This window comes from Prochlorococcus marinus str. NATL2A (assembly GCF_000012465.1).
In the GTDB taxonomy this organism is placed as follows: Bacteria; Cyanobacteriota; Cyanobacteriia; order PCC-6307; family Cyanobiaceae; genus Prochlorococcus_B; species Prochlorococcus_B marinus_B.
Genome location: NC_007335.2, coordinates 1,333,205 through 1,347,300, shown reverse-complemented (window position 1 = coordinate 1,347,300; position 14,096 = coordinate 1,333,205). Strand labels below are relative to the sequence as shown.

Sequence of the window (14,096 nt, the reverse complement as noted above, 5' to 3'; positions counted from 1 at the left end):
CAGGATTGACTAACTGTAGGAACCTCCACCAACAATTGTCACAACCTCTAAGCAATCTCCATGTTTGATTTTTGTATTTGTCCAAACTTTTGGGCTAATAATTTCACCATTTAATTCAACTACAACTAACTGAGGTTTGTAACCTAAGTTTTCAAGCAAAGCTTCCATTAGTAATTCTTCATTCGAGTTGTTAATGGTTTTAATTTCGCCGTTAATTTTTAATTGCATTTTAGAAGTTTGATAAGTTCATCAGTTGTTGAAAAGGGATTATTTGAATTAATGATTGCATTGCACACAGCTATGCGAAGGTTATTGATTTGGTTTAATTTTGTGATATTTGATTTATTCATTCCCCCAATAGCAAAAGCAGGTAGGAGAGTTTCACTTAATCCTTTTTTTAGGTAGTCAATTCCAATTGGATTTAGTTGCTTTTTTGTTTCAGAGGGAAATATTGGTCCTATACCAATATAATCACAGCCTTCTGCTTCGGCATTTTTGATGTCTTCAAGACAGTGCGTGCTTCTGCCAATGATTTTTTCAGCCCCTAGTAGCTGTCGCGCGATTTTTGTTGGCATATCTTCTTGTCCCAAATGAATTCCATCGGCGTCAACGGCGAGTGCGATATCAATACGGTCATTGACTATAAAAAGTGAATTGAATTTTTTACAAAGAGAGGCTAAACATTTAGCTTGTGAAATTTTTTCATTATCGTTTAAAAATTTCTCTCTATATTGAACTATTTTTACACCAGCTTTTAGAGCATAAAGAACAACCTCTTCTAGATCTCTACTGTTTGAGGTTATTAAGTATAAGGAACAATCTTTTAAGATTTCTCTTTTATTTACGCCTTCTGTCGAATTAAGTACCTTTATCTCGATATCATAAGTTTCGTATCTAATTTTGCTAGCTATTTCACAAAGATGCGGATCTGTTGTTCGAGTGAATTCCTCTATTACTCTTAGGGCTTCTTGAACTCTGGATGAGTTCGCAATAAATACATCCTCTGGGGTTGATCTGACTGTTTGTAACGGATGTGAAATGCCCATAGCTGGATCGATGGATGTAAGCCTTTCTTTTCGATAAATATTGTGGTGATGTACTCCTAATTGTTGCCTCCAATCTTTGATTTGAATCGAAAAATCACTCCTCTTTAAACCAAATCTGCACCAATCCTCCATAACTCTAAGCCCCTCTCTAGCGCGATCAAGGTTCGCGTCAATTAATTGAGCAATACGATTATCAGAAGGAGGGGTGACAGGTATTGATTTCATGTCATCCTTTATTTGATGATTTGTATTTAAATTTTATTGTGGAAAATGATTCTGAGAACAATATGACTGTGCTTCTTTGGGGGGTGTTTTTGTTAGGAGGCATAGGTTTATTTGTAGTTTGGGGATTATCCAACGCTTATCCCACAATTAATTAGTTTAAAGCTTTTGTGTCAGTATTTCTTTTGCCAATTTTGCATCTGAACTTATTTGTTTGCTCAGTGCCTCGATATTATCAAACTTTTTTTGTAGTCTAATTCTTTGAACAGGTTCAATAATTAATTCATGTCCTAATAGATTGATTTCTTTGTCTAAAAGGTGAACTTCTACTGCTGATAAGGAGTTTGGATCAATAGTTGGCTGAGGGCCCATATTCATCACTGCTAAGAAACGTTCTTTTTTGCTTGCTATGGAAGCCCAAGCTGCATAAACCCCCAATGATGGAAGGAATTTTCGCCCGTCTATTTTTAAATTTGCAGTTGGCCATCCAATTTTTTTCCCTAAACCTCTTCCTTTCTCCACCGTCCCCCTAAAGGTGTAAGGACGCTTCAATAGGTATTTTGCATGCTTCAAGTCACCGTCATTGAGCGCTTTTCGTACTCTGCTACTACTAAGTCGACCATGATTGTCTTCAACGATAGGAACAATAGAAATTTTTATCCCTAGAGAGGTACCAATCTTTTTTAAAGTAGAAGTGTCACCTTCTCGATTGCGACCAAATCTAAAATTCTCTCCAACCGCTATGTGTTTAGCATGAAGGGTTTTTACTAGAACTTCTTCTACAAATGTTTCAGCACTTTTTGAAGCAAGATTTTTATTAAATGGAACCAAAACTAGTTGTTCTATTCCTAGAGGCTCAAGTAAGAATGTTTTTTCATTTGGTAAATCCAATCTTAATCTTGATTCTCCAAAGAGAACCTCACGTGGGTGAGGCCAAAAACTGACAACTGTAGGAACACCAATTGGCTCTTTTAATATGGCTTTTATTACTTTTTTATGACCTAAGTGAAGACCGTCAAAACTACCTAAGGCTAGTGCTGTAGGCAGTTTTGCGTTTTCAGGAGCACAGAGAGGGATCAAGATAAACGTGCAATTTTTGTGCTTAGATGGCAAGTTTGGTTTATCGCCTTATTCATCGTGATGGCAGATCAACGCGACTTTCAATTGCTTTCTCTAGGGATGAGAAGAATTGGTTGGCTTCGATTTTGGATTCAAACAATTTTAGGTGTAGTGGTAGTGGGTGTTTTGTTGTTCAACAATGTTGGAAGTAGTTTAGCTAGAAACTCAGAGAGAGCATTGGGCTTAGGGCCAGGTTTGTCTCTCACGACATTGGCATTTATTTTATTGCTATTTAGCCTTTGGCAAGGCTGGTTGATAGTAAAGACTGGTAGAGCTTTAGGCAGCGAGGCGCGCCCAAGTAGAGGTGAAACAAGTCGCTTACTAAAGAGAGGCTTGATTGTCGATTTAGTAGGATTGGTTTTTTCGTCAGTCGGATATCAATCTTTAGCAGGAGCTTTGTTCGTGCAGGCTTCAATGCAAGCTCCTGGAATTTCCATTGGAACAGGTATGAGAGCAATGGAAAACTATCCAATTACTTCTCTAGAAATGCTTTCTGTCTTGAGTAATACCCAGGTTTTGTTTGCCCATTTGATTGGGCTGATTTTTTCTTTATGGTTATTGCAAAGGATTTTCAGGAAAAACTAATTTTTATATTAAGTTTGGCAAATCATCTAAATTTCCTCTCCAAAAAAGATCAGGTTGAATTGGAGTTAGTGAGGGAGAGCATAAAGCTATTTGAGAGACATCACTTGGCCATCCCTTAGGCCCTTCTCCTGCAGATTGAAGATCTTTTACTGCTTCCCCAGCCATCCAAAAATAGGTATTACCTCTTGGATCGACTCTTCGAATGAATTGTTCTTCGTATTGTCTGATTGAAAGTCTTGTCCAAACCAAATCACCCATTTCTTTTTCTTCACAAGGGGGAATATTTAAATTTAGGAGTAAGTTCTTGGGCCAATTTTGTTGAATTGCTTTCTCTGCAATATCTAAGGAAAGTTTCCCAGCGAAACTAAAATTTTTCCATTGAAAACTTGCAACGCTCACCGCAATAGATGGAATCCCATCTAAGGTCCCCTCAAGTGCAGCAGCAACAGTCCCTGAGCAAAAAATATCCGTACCAAGATTAGGCCCATGATTAATTCCAGAAAGAATTAAGTCTGGCTTTTGATCAAGAAGTTCATTAAGTGCGAGTTTTACGCAATCAGCAGGGGTTCCACTACATCCCCAAGCTTTAATACCTCCCCCAAATAATTCGTCTGCCTTTTCAGCGCGTATGGGCGAATGTAAAGTTAATCCATGACCAGTTGCGGATCTTTCTTGATCTGGACAAACAACAGTAACTTTATGTCCTCTGCTCGCTGCAGATGTGGCAAGTGTTCTTATCCCTTCTGCAAAAACACCATCATCATTACTGATTAAAATTTTCAATGGTTTCATTTTTTTGCTATTAGTTTTTAGAACTGGGACAGGTTGCCGATTAAACTAGTACTCGAGATGGCAATTCATTGAGTTCAACATTATCCCTAAAACAGCTCATCGGTGAGCTTGAGATTCTAGAAAGCGAGGCGGCAAAAGAAATTGCTTCTGCTGAAAATTCTGAATCAATAGAGAAATTAAGGTTGAGTTTCCTTGGAAAGAAAGGAAAACTCTCACTCCTATTGGGAGGGATGAAAAATCTTTCTAATGAAGAAAGACCTTTAATTGGTCAAAGAGCGAACGTTTTAAAAACTCAATTGCAAGAACTAATCAAGGAAAAGCTTGAAATTTTAAAAACTCAAGCTTTAAGTCAGATATTAATAAAGGAAACTATAGATGTTACAGCGCCTCCAACAGGTATTACTCAAGGACATCGCCACCCCTTAATAACAACTACTGAGCAAATAATCGATCTTTTCTTGGGTCTTGGATACCAAGTTTCTGAAGGTCCTGAGATAGAGAATGATTACTACAATTTCGAGGCACTGAATATTCCACCTGATCATCCTGCAAGAGATATGCAAGATACTTTTTATCTGGGAGGTGAATACCTTTTGAGAACTCATACATCGCCTGTTCAGATTCGTTGCCTTGAAAGCAAAAAGCCACCTGTAAGAATTGTTTCACCCGGTCGGGTTTATCGAAGAGATGCAGTTGATGCAACTCATTCGCCTGTGTTCCACCAGGTTGAGGTCTTAGCAATTGATGAAAAGCTTGACTTTAGTCATTTAAGAGGAACAGTAATGGCCTTTTTAAAAGCATTTTTTGGAGATCTTCCTATTCGATTTAGGGCTAGCTATTTCCCATTTACGGAGCCATCAGCAGAAGTTGATGTCCAATGGAGAGGAAAGTGGTTAGAAGTTATGGGTTGCGGGATGGTCGATCCTGCTGTTTTAGAGGAATTAGGGATTGATCCAGAAAAATATAGTGGATTTGCTGCTGGACTAGGGGTTGAAAGATTTTGCATGGTTCGTCATGGCCTAGATGATATAAGAAAGTTATATACAAGTGATCTCAGATTTTTAGAACAATTTTAGAGTTGGATTTTTTGAATTAAATTTTAATTTATAAATAAATAATATTGACATTTAATTGCTAATATTGTGCGATAGTTTGTGAAGTATGATCGGTGCCCCGAGTAGGACTGATCGTTAATGACGGGAAAGAGCTTGCTGTTAAGACAGCAAAAACTTTTCAAAAGAAACTAGAAGATTCTGGTTTTGAGGTCGTAAGAGTAAGTAGCGCAGGCGGTTTATTAGGTTTTACTAATCCTGATCAATATATGAGTTCACAAGGATACAACTCATGTATTCCAGAAGGTTTTGATTCTTCAATTTTATTTGCCGTTGTATTGGGAGGTGATGGGACTGTCTTGTCTGCAGCAAGACAAACTGCACCATTGGGTATCCCCATACTCACTGTAAATACTGGACATTTAGGCTTTTTGGCTGAGGCGTATCTTTCAGATATAGATAAAATTTTCAAACATTTAGTTGCAAGGCAATGGAGTATTGAGAAAAGAACAAGCCTAGTAGTGAGTGTTATGAGAGGTGATCAATGTAGATGGGAAGCTCTTTGCCTCAATGAAATGGCATTGCATAGAGAACCTATGACAAGTATGTGTCATTTTGAAATTTCTGTTGGTCGGCATGCGCCCGTCGATATTTCTGCAGATGGTGTAATTCTCTCTACTCCTACTGGTTCAACTGCTTATTCACTCAGTGCCGGGGGACCTGTGATTACTCCTGATTGTCCAGTTTTACAGCTTACGCCTGTATCTCCTCATTCATTAGCATCTAGAGCTCTTGTCTTTAGCAACGAAGAGCCAGTAACGGTTTTTCCTGCCACACCTGAAAGATTAATGATGGTAGTTGATGGTAGTGCAGGCTGTTATGTATGGCCAGAGGATAGAGTTTTAATTAGAAAAAGTGATCATCCAGTTAAGTTCATTAGACTTTCTGATCATGAGTTCTTTCAAGTTCTAAGAAATAAATTAGGTTGGGGACTCCCCCACGTTGCGAAACCTGATAAAACATAAAAATTATTTAATTTCACCCTTCAAAATAAAAACAGGATTTAAAGGAGATAATCTTATATCTTCTCCAATACTTACACCTCTATACGATTGATGTTGACTAATAGATAACTTGTGGGCTTTAGGCTTTAAAATCGACTCTAATTTTGATATAGATTTTAATGATATTAGTGGTATAACTATTATACAAGTACTATTTATCAGCTTCAAAACTTCTTCAAGAATTAAATGTGAGTTTGAGCCACCGCCTCCGATAATAACTCTTTCTGGTTTTGAAAGACTAGATGTAATTTTATTTTGTTTAAATATATTTAATGCTTCATCCTCAATTATCAATGATGGCTTAACACCAAGCCTTCTGGCGTTTTCCTTGATTATATTTGTACTTCCAACTCTTTTATCAATGGATACTAATTTTAGATTTGGAGATATCCTTAATGCTTCTAAACCAATACTCCCAACTCCACTTCCTATGTCCCAAATTATTCCTTGCTTTGGGAGATTAAGTTCGGCAAGAATTTGAACCCTAACTTCTTTTTTTGTCATTAACCCAGGGCAGTCTGCATTTTGAAGAAAAACTGAATCAACAATTCCAAATAAAGGTAAATCTATTGATTGTATTAGAGGCTCTTCTTTTTTTAAAAGAATCACAAGATGCAATGGATCAAGATCAATTGGGAAATCATCAACAGAAGATATTTTTAGAATTCTTTCATTGATATATCCAAGCCTTTCGAAAGTCCAAAATTCATATTTTTTCTGAAGTTCCAAGGAATCCATTAATTGATAAACCTCCTTAGCTCCTCCTCTATTTGAGTCAGTTAAAACCACAAGTGAAGAAGGAAGCTTTTTAATTGCTTTTTCTAATTGAAGCGGGTCTCTTCCATGAAGACTGATCCATTGTGTATCTTGCCAAGGTTTGCCAAGTTTGGAAAAAGCGAGTTGGAAAGAGGTCGCGGCTGGCTCAAAATAAAGATTTGATAAAGGAAAGTTTTGAATTAATAATCTACCAATCCCAAACCAAAGAGGATCACCACCAGAAAACACAATTGTTTTTTTCTTGTCCTTTTTTAATAGATCTATAAAGTCATTTAGTTTGTCAGTTGAAAAGAACTCGAACTTATTGTTTTTTATATTTTTATCCTTTAACCAAGTTTTGAATGAATCTAAAATTCTTTGAGGACCAGTGATTCTTTCAGCTTTAAAAATTGGTTTTTTTTTAGCTTCAAAAAAACTTTCAACACTTGAAGTATCAATTCCGATTACGTGTATCTGTTTTGACTCATCAGGCATGGTTTAAATGAATGGGCTTAGAAAAATTTCTTTTTTATAGCTTTACTATTTTTTTGATGAAAATCAACTAAAACTTCAATAGTAAGTTTGAAAGTTTTGTGAATCTTAAAAAAAATGAAGCTGAGAAACCCTTACCCAGAAGATCCCGCCTGCATGAAATTTTGATAGCTCTGATTAAGCAACAAAAGGATTTAGAATTAATGGACGATAATGTCCAAATCTTTGAAAATCCTATTAATAATTCAGAAAAACATGACCCTTCCAAAATAGTTGAACGTAATCAACGTATCATTAAGAAATATCAGTCACTCGTTCGCTCAGCAATAGCATTAGATGCCCTACTTGAATCTGAAGATTACAACATTAGTGATGGAAGGATTTCGTAATTCATTTCGTGTAATAATTTCTATTCTTTTGATTTGTTGTTGTTTTTTTACTAGCGCCAATAAAAGTTATGCAGATTCAAAAGTCACTTTAAATGATCAGAAAAAGGAGATTAAAAGAAGCTTAGAGAGCCTCAAAGACTTGGATTACCAAACTTGGCAAATTATCGTCTATCCAAGTTCGAAAGAGTCTAAGAATTTAATTTTGAGAATTGTGGGTTATCCAGGCTCATTAAGGATTGATCATCCAACTAGTTTGATGGTTAATTCAGGTAGAAAGACTTGGGATTTAAAAGACATAACAATAAACAGTAAAATCAATGTTGAAGCTTTGAATGACTCTGCTGTCGAATTTGACCTAAGCACTTTGATTGCTGAGTTGGATAAAAATAGACCTTTGAGATTAAGTTTGCCAGGATTGATAAATGATTTACCAATCCCGCCTTACTTAGTAAGTGAATGGAGATCATTGGCTGAATAAAAATGATTAATTTGGCTGAGGATCAAAAAATATGGGTGCCATGGATGAGACGCTCAATCCAACTGGCTTTATTAGCAGAAGGCAGGACAAGCCCAAACCCCCTAGTTGGATCTATTGTGTTGGATTCGAATGGAAGACTTGTTGGAGAGGGATTTCATTCAGGCGCAGGGAATCCTCATGCTGAAATAGAAGCACTTGCTCAGGCGGGAAAGAAGGCGCTTGATGGAACAATCGTTGTAACTTTAGAACCCTGTTGCCATCAAGGCTTAACACCTCCCTGTACAGAAGCAATAATAAGAGCAGGTCTAAAAAAAGTTGTTGTTGGGATGGTCGATCCTGATCCAAGAGTCTCAGGTAATGGAATCTCAAGATTGAAAGACTCTGGACTTGAAGTAATCGAGGGGGTTTTGAGTCAAGAATGTGAATCAATTAATCGCGAATTTAGTTTTCGAGTTCGTCATGGACGTCCTTGGGGAATTCTAAAATGGGCAATGAGCTTAGATGGAAAAATTGGCTTGCCAAATGGTTGTAGTAAGTGGATTACAGATATTCCTGCAAGGCATTCGGTTCATAGAATTAGATCTAAGTGCGATGCAGTAATAGTTGGAGGAGGAACAGTTCGGGCCGATAATCCACTTTTAACTTCAAGGGAAAAGTTAGATTTTGAGCCATTAAGGGTTGTTTTTTCAAAAACTTTGAACTTGCCTCAATCTGCAAAACTTTGGGATACAAAAATCGCTAGAACAATTATTGCTTATGGGCCAGAGGGTGATGAATCTTTCTTTTCTGATTTGCCAAATGGTCCAGAGAAATTGAGATTGAATTCGAATAATCCATCCGAATTACTCTCCTCACTTGCGAAAAAAGGCTGCAATAAAATTCTTTGGGAATGCGGTCCTCAACTTGCTACAAGTGCAATCGAAGCAAATTGTGTTCAGGAATTAGTAGTTTTTGTAGCACCAAAACTCTTAGGAGGGATGTCTTCGATGAGTCCTTTGAACAATTTTGGGTTTGAATCAATAAGTTCTTCCTATAAATTGCAACATTCTTTTTTAGATCGAAAAGGAGAAGATATCTGTTGGAGACTGATTTTTTAGGGGGTTAATTTTTTAGAATTAGATATTCGTTCGGATCTCCCTCCAGTTAAACAAGTCGATTTGGGAAGAAAATTGTTTAACTTGGTAAGAATTAAGTTTTTGCTAATGCCAATACGACAGGACGAAAATCAACCAAATAAACGCTTTGGAATAATTAATTTAGTTTTAATTGGTTTTGGAGCGCTTCTTCTCTTTAGTAGTTTTTTCCCAAGCCAAAATACACAAGTCCCAAGAGTTCCTTATTCACTTTTCATAAATCAAGTTGATGATGGAGAAGTTAAACGTGCATACATAACACAAGATCAAATTAGATATGAACTTTCTACAGCTGAAGAAGGTGCCCCTTCTGTTTTGGCAACGACTCCAATTTTTGATATGGAGTTACCTCAAAGGCTCGAGAAAAAAGGCGTCGAGTTCGCAGCGGCACCTCCCAAAAAACCCAATATATTCACTACTATTCTTAGCTGGGTAGTACCACCACTAATATTTATTCTTGTTTTACAGTTTTTTGCTCGAAGAAGCATGGGTGGTGGTGGAGCTCAAGGAGCCCTAAGTTTCACAAAAAGTAAAGCTAAAGTTTATGTTCCTGACGATGAATCGAAGGTTACTTTCGCGGATGTTGCAGGAGTTGATGAAGCAAAAGACGAATTAACAGAAATAGTTGATTTCCTCAAGAAGCCACAAAGATATACAGATATTGGTGCAAGAATTCCAAAAGGTGTTTTATTAGTAGGACCACCAGGAACTGGTAAAACTCTCTTATCTAAGGCTGTAGCAGGTGAAGCGGAAGTTCCTTTCTTTATCATTTCTGGTTCTGAATTTGTTGAGTTATTTGTTGGTGCTGGTGCGGCGAGAGTTAGAGATTTATTTGAACAAGCTAAGAAAAAAGCTCCGTGCATAATATTTATCGATGAATTAGATGCTATTGGTAAAAGTAGATCTGGATCAATGGGAGTAGTTGGAGGTAATGATGAAAGAGAGCAAACTCTTAATCAATTACTTACAGAAATGGATGGATTTGCTTCAACTGATAAACCTGTAATTGTCCTTGCAGCGACAAACCAACCTGAGGTGTTGGATGCAGCTCTATTACGTCCAGGTAGATTCGATAGACAAGTTCTTGTGGATAGACCTGATTTATCTGGTAGGAAAACTATTTTAGAAATTTACACAAAGAAAGTAAAACTCTCGGCAAAAATAGATCTTGATAGAATTGCTCAAGCTACAAGTGGATTCGCAGGCGCCGATTTAGCAAACATGGTAAATGAAGCGGCTCTTTTAGCGGCAAGATCTTACCGCTCAGAAGTTGAGCAGCAAGATTTAAATGAAGCCATTGAAAGAGTTGTTGCTGGGCTTGAGAAAAAAAGCAGAGTTTTACAAGACGATGAGAAAAAGATTGTGGCTTATCACGAGGTTGGCCACGCAATAGTGGGACACTTAATGCCTGGTGGAAGCAAAGTGGCAAAAATTTCAATAGTACCAAGAGGTATGAGCGCTTTAGGCTATACTCTCCAACTCCCAACAGAGGAAAGATTCCTAAATTCCAAAGAAGAACTTCAAGGTCAAATCGCTACTCTCCTTGGGGGAAGATCTGCAGAGGAGATAATTTTTGGAAAAGTTACTACAGGTGCTTCAAACGATTTACAAAGAGCAACAGATATTGCTGAGCAAATGGTAGGTACATATGGAATGAGCGATATCCTAGGTCCATTAGCATATGACAAACAAGGAGGAGGTCAATTCCTTGGAGGGAACAATAATCCTAGAAGAGAATTAAGTGATGCTACTGCTCAAGCAATTGATAAAGAAGTCAGAAGCTTGGTAGATGATGCACATGAAAAAGCCCTAAATATCCTAAAAAATAATCTTTCATTACTTGAAGATATTTCTCAAAAAATTCTTGAGAAAGAAGTTATAGAAGGAGATGATCTAATTAAGATGCTATCAAGCAGCGTAATGCCTGAAAAAGTTTCTAATTAAATCACTTGACTTTATATCCTTTATCCACGATAAAGGATATTTGAGGCTTATTTATGGCTTCAGCATCTTCAAGCTTAGCTTCTAAATTAACTCCTTTAAGTAAAAGCAACTTCCTTTCTTCCTCTGATTTAAATAGCGATCAAATTTTATCTTTATTTGAATTAGCTAAACAGCTAAAAACAGGTAACAGAAGAATTGATCTAGGTAATAGAGTTCTTGGATTGATATTCAAAAAAGCCTCTACTAGGACAAGAGTGAGTTTTCAAGTCGCTATGGCAAGACTGGGAGGTCAGACTGTTGATTTAAATCCTCAAATCACACAACTTGGTAGGGGTGAACCTATTAAAGACACAGCCAGGGTTTTGAGTCGTTATTGTGACGCACTAGCAATTAGGACTTTTTCTCAACAAGAACTTGAAGAATATGCAGAATGGTCCACTATTCCTGTCATTAATGCTTTAACTGACCTCGAACATCCTTGTCAGTCGCTTGCTGATTATTTAACAATTCAAGAAAAGTTTGGGGAGCTTAAAGGGATAAATCTTTCTTACATCGGAGATGGCAATAATGTTGCCAACTCTTTGATGATATGCGGCGCAATGCTGGGAGTTAATGTGAAAATTTGCTCTCCAAAAGGTTTTGAAGCGGATTCTAAAATTGTAGAAAAGGCAAAATCGCTCTCGGAATTTGGTTCGAAAATATCTATTTGTAATGATCCTTTGAAGGCTATGAAGCACGCTCAAGTGCTTTACACAGATGTCTGGGCTTCTATGGGGCAAGAAGAAGAACATTTGAAGAGGAAAAAAATTTTTGAAAACTATAAAGTTGATCAAAAATTAATAGAACTTGCAGATGAGGGAGCAATCATTATGCATTGCTTGCCTGCTCATAGAGGAGAAGAAATAACTGAAGAGGCTTTAGAGAGCAAAAGTAGTCATGTCTTTGATCAGGCTGAGAACAGACTGCATGTTCAGCAAGCCTTGCTCGCCGTCCAACTTGGAGGCATTTAGGGTTGCGATTTTTAGATATTTTAGGTACATATGTATTGAAGGACGAATGTACTTAATCGATTCGAATGCCAGAAGAAACTCTAACTACTGCACAGCAAGAACTCTATGACTGGCTTGTAGATTTTATTGGAGATCATCATCATAGCCCTTCGATCAGGCAAATGATGCAAGCTATGGGTCTAAGATCTCCAGCACCAATCCAAAGTCGTCTAAGACATTTACAACAAAAAGGGTGGATAAAATGGCAAGAAGGTCAGGCAAGAACGCTGCAATTAATAGAAGAGAGTATTTCGGGGGTTCCTGTTTTGGGAGCAATAGCTGCAGGTGGGTTGGTTGAAACTTTTGATGATGTACAGGAAACTCTAGACTTAAATTCAGTTCTTCAATTAAAGGGACTTTTTGCTTTGACGGTAAATGGAGATTCAATGATTGATTCTTTTATTGCAGACGGAGATATGGTTCTAATGGAACCTGTTAATGAGCCCGCTCGACTGAGAAACGGCACGATTGTTAGCGCAATGGTTCCAGGATTAGGAACTACTTTGAAACATTTTTTTCGTGATGGAAGTTTAGTTCGTTTAGAAGCCGCCAATACATCTTATGACCCTATAGAAATTGATGCTGAACAAGTTCATATTCAGGGAAAGTTAGCAGCTGTATGGAGGAAAACTTAAAGCTATTTCTAAAACCAATTAGAACTCTTAGTTCTTTTTGACTTCCAGGAGTTGAATAAAAATTTTCTATTTTTGTCTTCACTATGAACTAAATTATCTGCTGCAGTGAATGGGCTTTCGGTTGCTAATAAAGGTTTTCTTATTAGAACCCCCAGTCCTTTTGCTTCTATGTAAATCCCACCTTCCATATGAACTATTTGAAAGGTCCAATTTTTATTCCAATAAATGGAGAAAGGATTATGCATACGCTCACTATGACTCTAAATTGTCTACGGATGGTTTCAAAGTCAGTAAAATAAATTAATTTATTAATTAAGGGGGGGCTTATTCCAATCTTTCAACATAAACAATTGAAATCAGGTCCTAATTTTTTTTGAAATTCTCTAGGTAATTGAACTATTGAAATTGTTCATTTTTAAATTAGAGATAATCTTGAAAGGCAGTAGAATTGTCAACTAAAGACATAGAAGAAGGCAATTTTTTTTGCCTATAATGTATATATCTTCTAGTAAAAAGTACTTTCTTGGGCCGAATTGTTTATCTTTTGGCCTTAAAAAAAACTATATCTAGAATAAAAATCATTTTTGATGGTCAATTAGAAAAAATTGAAATCTGGAGGCATTTAATGCGGGTTTTCCACTTTTCCACAAAACACACAAAATAAAAAAAATTCAATGGGGGGTCATGTCAATTGAATAAGTGGATAAATTACAAAAAACAATCAACCACCTCAATCACAGATGCTGCAGTAGTTCTCAAGGGATTTGTATCTCTTGATACATTGAAAAGTTCTTGTCAAAATTCTCGGACAAAACTTTTTGTAATATGAGGAAAAGAGAAAATGTGGAAAAGTATCATAGTGTACAACTATCTCTCGAAAGAGGACTTTTTACGTTAGAAATCGATTGATTTTTACTTTTTTATTAACGTATGGCGATGTTTTTCTTGTTTAATTTTTGTTATGAATAATTTTTTGTACACAAGCCTATAAAAAGCCATTAAATTCTTTATCTAATTGCCATTTTTTCTCAGTTAATGACGAAGCCCTTGAAAACAAGAAAAACAAAACGATCCTTTGAAATTAATTGGAAGATTCGCGAAATTTTTTCACAAGCTGCTTTGGCTAGTTTTTGTGATGAAATAGATAATAAATACCCCTCCATAGAAAATTGATAGAGCGTAATTCAGTAGAGTCTGACGTAAATTGGGTATACTTGAATGGTGAAATATAATGGCTGTGTTGCTTGAAATTGACTGCAATCAATTTCATATCAAGTATTTGGGGCCATAGCTCAGCTGGTAGATCAAATGCATGGCATGAAGCACTTCGAATCCTTGGG

The 14,096-nt window shown here is 36.7% G+C and carries 15 protein-coding genes; 9 read left to right on the top strand and 6 right to left on the bottom strand.

Features of this window, described 5'->3' with window-relative positions:
• Positions 1–9 precede the first annotated feature (9 nt).
• The 3 genes from thiS to PMN2A_RS07395 form a co-directional block, all read right to left on the bottom strand.
• Entirely contained in the window at positions 10–228 is a 219-nt protein-coding gene (gene thiS / locus PMN2A_RS07405; RefSeq protein WP_011294929.1) for a sulfur carrier protein ThiS, read from the bottom strand.
• Positions 219–1,271, bottom strand: coding sequence for a thiamine phosphate synthase (locus PMN2A_RS07400; protein WP_011294928.1), 1,053 nt, complete (start codon positions 1,269–1,271; stop codon positions 219–221). The genes thiS and PMN2A_RS07400 overlap by 10 nt, the downstream gene beginning before the upstream one ends.
• 156 nt (positions 1,272–1,427) lie before the next feature.
• Positions 1,428–2,381, bottom strand: a complete 954-nt coding sequence (locus tag PMN2A_RS07395) for a bifunctional riboflavin kinase/FAD synthetase (RefSeq protein ID WP_011294927.1) — start codon at positions 2,379–2,381, stop codon at positions 1,428–1,430.
• A gap of 27 nt (positions 2,382–2,408) precedes the next feature.
• Between PMN2A_RS07395 and PMN2A_RS07390 the strand changes: the two genes are divergently transcribed.
• Positions 2,409–2,972 (top strand): DUF3611 family protein, encoded by a 564-nt coding sequence (locus tag PMN2A_RS07390; RefSeq protein WP_011294926.1) that lies wholly within the window; start codon positions 2,409–2,411, stop codon positions 2,970–2,972.
• A gap of 3 nt (positions 2,973–2,975) precedes the next feature.
• Here PMN2A_RS07390 and surE read toward each other — a convergent pair whose 3' ends face one another.
• Positions 2,976–3,764, bottom strand: coding sequence for a 5'/3'-nucleotidase SurE (surE, locus tag PMN2A_RS07385; protein WP_011294925.1), 789 nt, complete (start codon positions 3,762–3,764; stop codon positions 2,976–2,978).
• 68 nt (positions 3,765–3,832) lie between these two features.
• On the opposite strand from surE, the gene pheS reads away from it, so the two are divergent.
• Positions 3,833–4,840 (top strand): phenylalanine--tRNA ligase subunit alpha, encoded by a 1,008-nt coding sequence (gene pheS / locus PMN2A_RS07380; protein WP_011294924.1) that lies wholly within the window; start codon positions 3,833–3,835, stop codon positions 4,838–4,840.
• Between the two features lie 92 nt (positions 4,841–4,932).
• Positions 4,933–5,841, top strand: coding sequence for an NAD(+) kinase (locus PMN2A_RS07375; RefSeq protein WP_011294923.1), 909 nt, complete (start codon positions 4,933–4,935; stop codon positions 5,839–5,841).
• 3 nt (positions 5,842–5,844) lie between these two features.
• Here PMN2A_RS07375 and PMN2A_RS07370 read toward each other — a convergent pair whose 3' ends face one another.
• Positions 5,845–7,131, bottom strand: a complete 1,287-nt coding sequence (locus tag PMN2A_RS07370; protein WP_011294922.1) for a bifunctional cobalt-precorrin-7 (C(5))-methyltransferase/cobalt-precorrin-6B (C(15))-methyltransferase — start codon at positions 7,129–7,131, stop codon at positions 5,845–5,847.
• 98 nt (positions 7,132–7,229) lie between these two features.
• Between PMN2A_RS07370 and PMN2A_RS07365 the strand changes: the two genes are divergently transcribed.
• The 6 genes from PMN2A_RS07365 (at position 7,230) to lexA (ending at position 12,756) form a co-directional block, all read left to right on the top strand.
• Positions 7,230–7,517: a hypothetical protein gene (locus PMN2A_RS07365; RefSeq protein WP_011294921.1), complete on the top strand. Its 288-nt coding sequence runs from the start codon at positions 7,230–7,232 to the stop codon at positions 7,515–7,517.
• Positions 7,501–7,995 carry a DUF3122 domain-containing protein gene (locus PMN2A_RS07360; protein ID WP_071813631.1) on the top strand — a complete coding sequence of 165 codons (495 nt, stop codon included), beginning with the start codon at positions 7,501–7,503 and terminating at the stop codon, positions 7,993–7,995. The genes PMN2A_RS07365 and PMN2A_RS07360 overlap by 17 nt, the downstream gene beginning before the upstream one ends.
• A gap of 2 nt (positions 7,996–7,997) precedes the next feature.
• On the top strand, positions 7,998–9,092 hold the full coding sequence (ribD, locus tag PMN2A_RS07355; protein ID WP_011294919.1) for a bifunctional diaminohydroxyphosphoribosylaminopyrimidine deaminase/5-amino-6-(5-phosphoribosylamino)uracil reductase RibD: 1,095 nt from the start codon (positions 7,998–8,000) through the stop codon (positions 9,090–9,092).
• A 105-nt stretch (positions 9,093–9,197) separates the two neighbouring features.
• Complete coding sequence (gene ftsH / locus PMN2A_RS07350; RefSeq protein WP_011294918.1) at positions 9,198–11,072, top strand: ATP-dependent zinc metalloprotease FtsH; 1,875 nt, start codon at positions 9,198–9,200, stop codon at positions 11,070–11,072.
• 53 nt (positions 11,073–11,125) lie between these two features.
• Positions 11,126–12,082 (top strand): ornithine carbamoyltransferase, encoded by a 957-nt coding sequence (argF, locus tag PMN2A_RS07345; protein ID WP_011294917.1) that lies wholly within the window; start codon positions 11,126–11,128, stop codon positions 12,080–12,082.
• Positions 12,083–12,147: 65 nt separating this feature from the next.
• Positions 12,148–12,756, top strand: a complete 609-nt coding sequence (gene lexA / locus PMN2A_RS07340; RefSeq protein WP_011294916.1) for a transcriptional repressor LexA — start codon at positions 12,148–12,150, stop codon at positions 12,754–12,756.
• Positions 12,757–12,764: 8 nt separating this feature from the next.
• On the opposite strand, the gene PMN2A_RS07335 is transcribed toward lexA, so the two are convergent.
• Positions 12,765–13,001: a hypothetical protein gene (locus PMN2A_RS07335; protein ID WP_011294915.1), complete on the bottom strand. Its 237-nt coding sequence runs from the start codon at positions 12,999–13,001 to the stop codon at positions 12,765–12,767.
• Positions 13,002–14,096: the final 1,095 nt, after the last annotated feature.

Bases quoted from the DNA above. Each gene is read 5' to 3' on its own strand.
- thiS (WP_011294929.1), bottom strand. From the start codon at position 228: ATGCAATTAAAAATTAACGGCGAAATTAAAACCATTAACAACTCGAAT.
- PMN2A_RS07400 (WP_011294928.1), bottom strand. From the start codon at position 1,271: ATGAAATCAATACCTGTCACCCCTCCTTCTGATAATCGTATTGCTCAA.
- PMN2A_RS07390 (WP_011294926.1), top strand. From the start codon at position 2,409: ATGGCAGATCAACGCGACTTTCAATTGCTTTCTCTAGGGATGAGAAGA.
- surE (WP_011294925.1), bottom strand. From the start codon at position 3,764: ATGAAACCATTGAAAATTTTAATCAGTAATGATGATGGTGTTTTTGCA.
- PMN2A_RS07370 (WP_011294922.1), bottom strand. From the start codon at position 7,131: ATGCCTGATGAGTCAAAACAGATACACGTAATCGGAATTGATACTTCA.
- PMN2A_RS07360 (WP_071813631.1), top strand. From the start codon at position 7,501: ATGGAAGGATTTCGTAATTCATTTCGTGTAATAATTTCTATTCTTTTG.
- ribD (WP_011294919.1), top strand. From the start codon at position 7,998: ATGATTAATTTGGCTGAGGATCAAAAAATATGGGTGCCATGGATGAGA.
- ftsH (WP_011294918.1), top strand. From the start codon at position 9,198: ATGCCAATACGACAGGACGAAAATCAACCAAATAAACGCTTTGGAATA.
- argF (WP_011294917.1), top strand. From the start codon at position 11,126: ATGGCTTCAGCATCTTCAAGCTTAGCTTCTAAATTAACTCCTTTAAGT.
- lexA (WP_011294916.1), top strand. From the start codon at position 12,148: ATGCCAGAAGAAACTCTAACTACTGCACAGCAAGAACTCTATGACTGG.
- PMN2A_RS07335 (WP_011294915.1), bottom strand. From the start codon at position 13,001: ATGCATAATCCTTTCTCCATTTATTGGAATAAAAATTGGACCTTTCAA.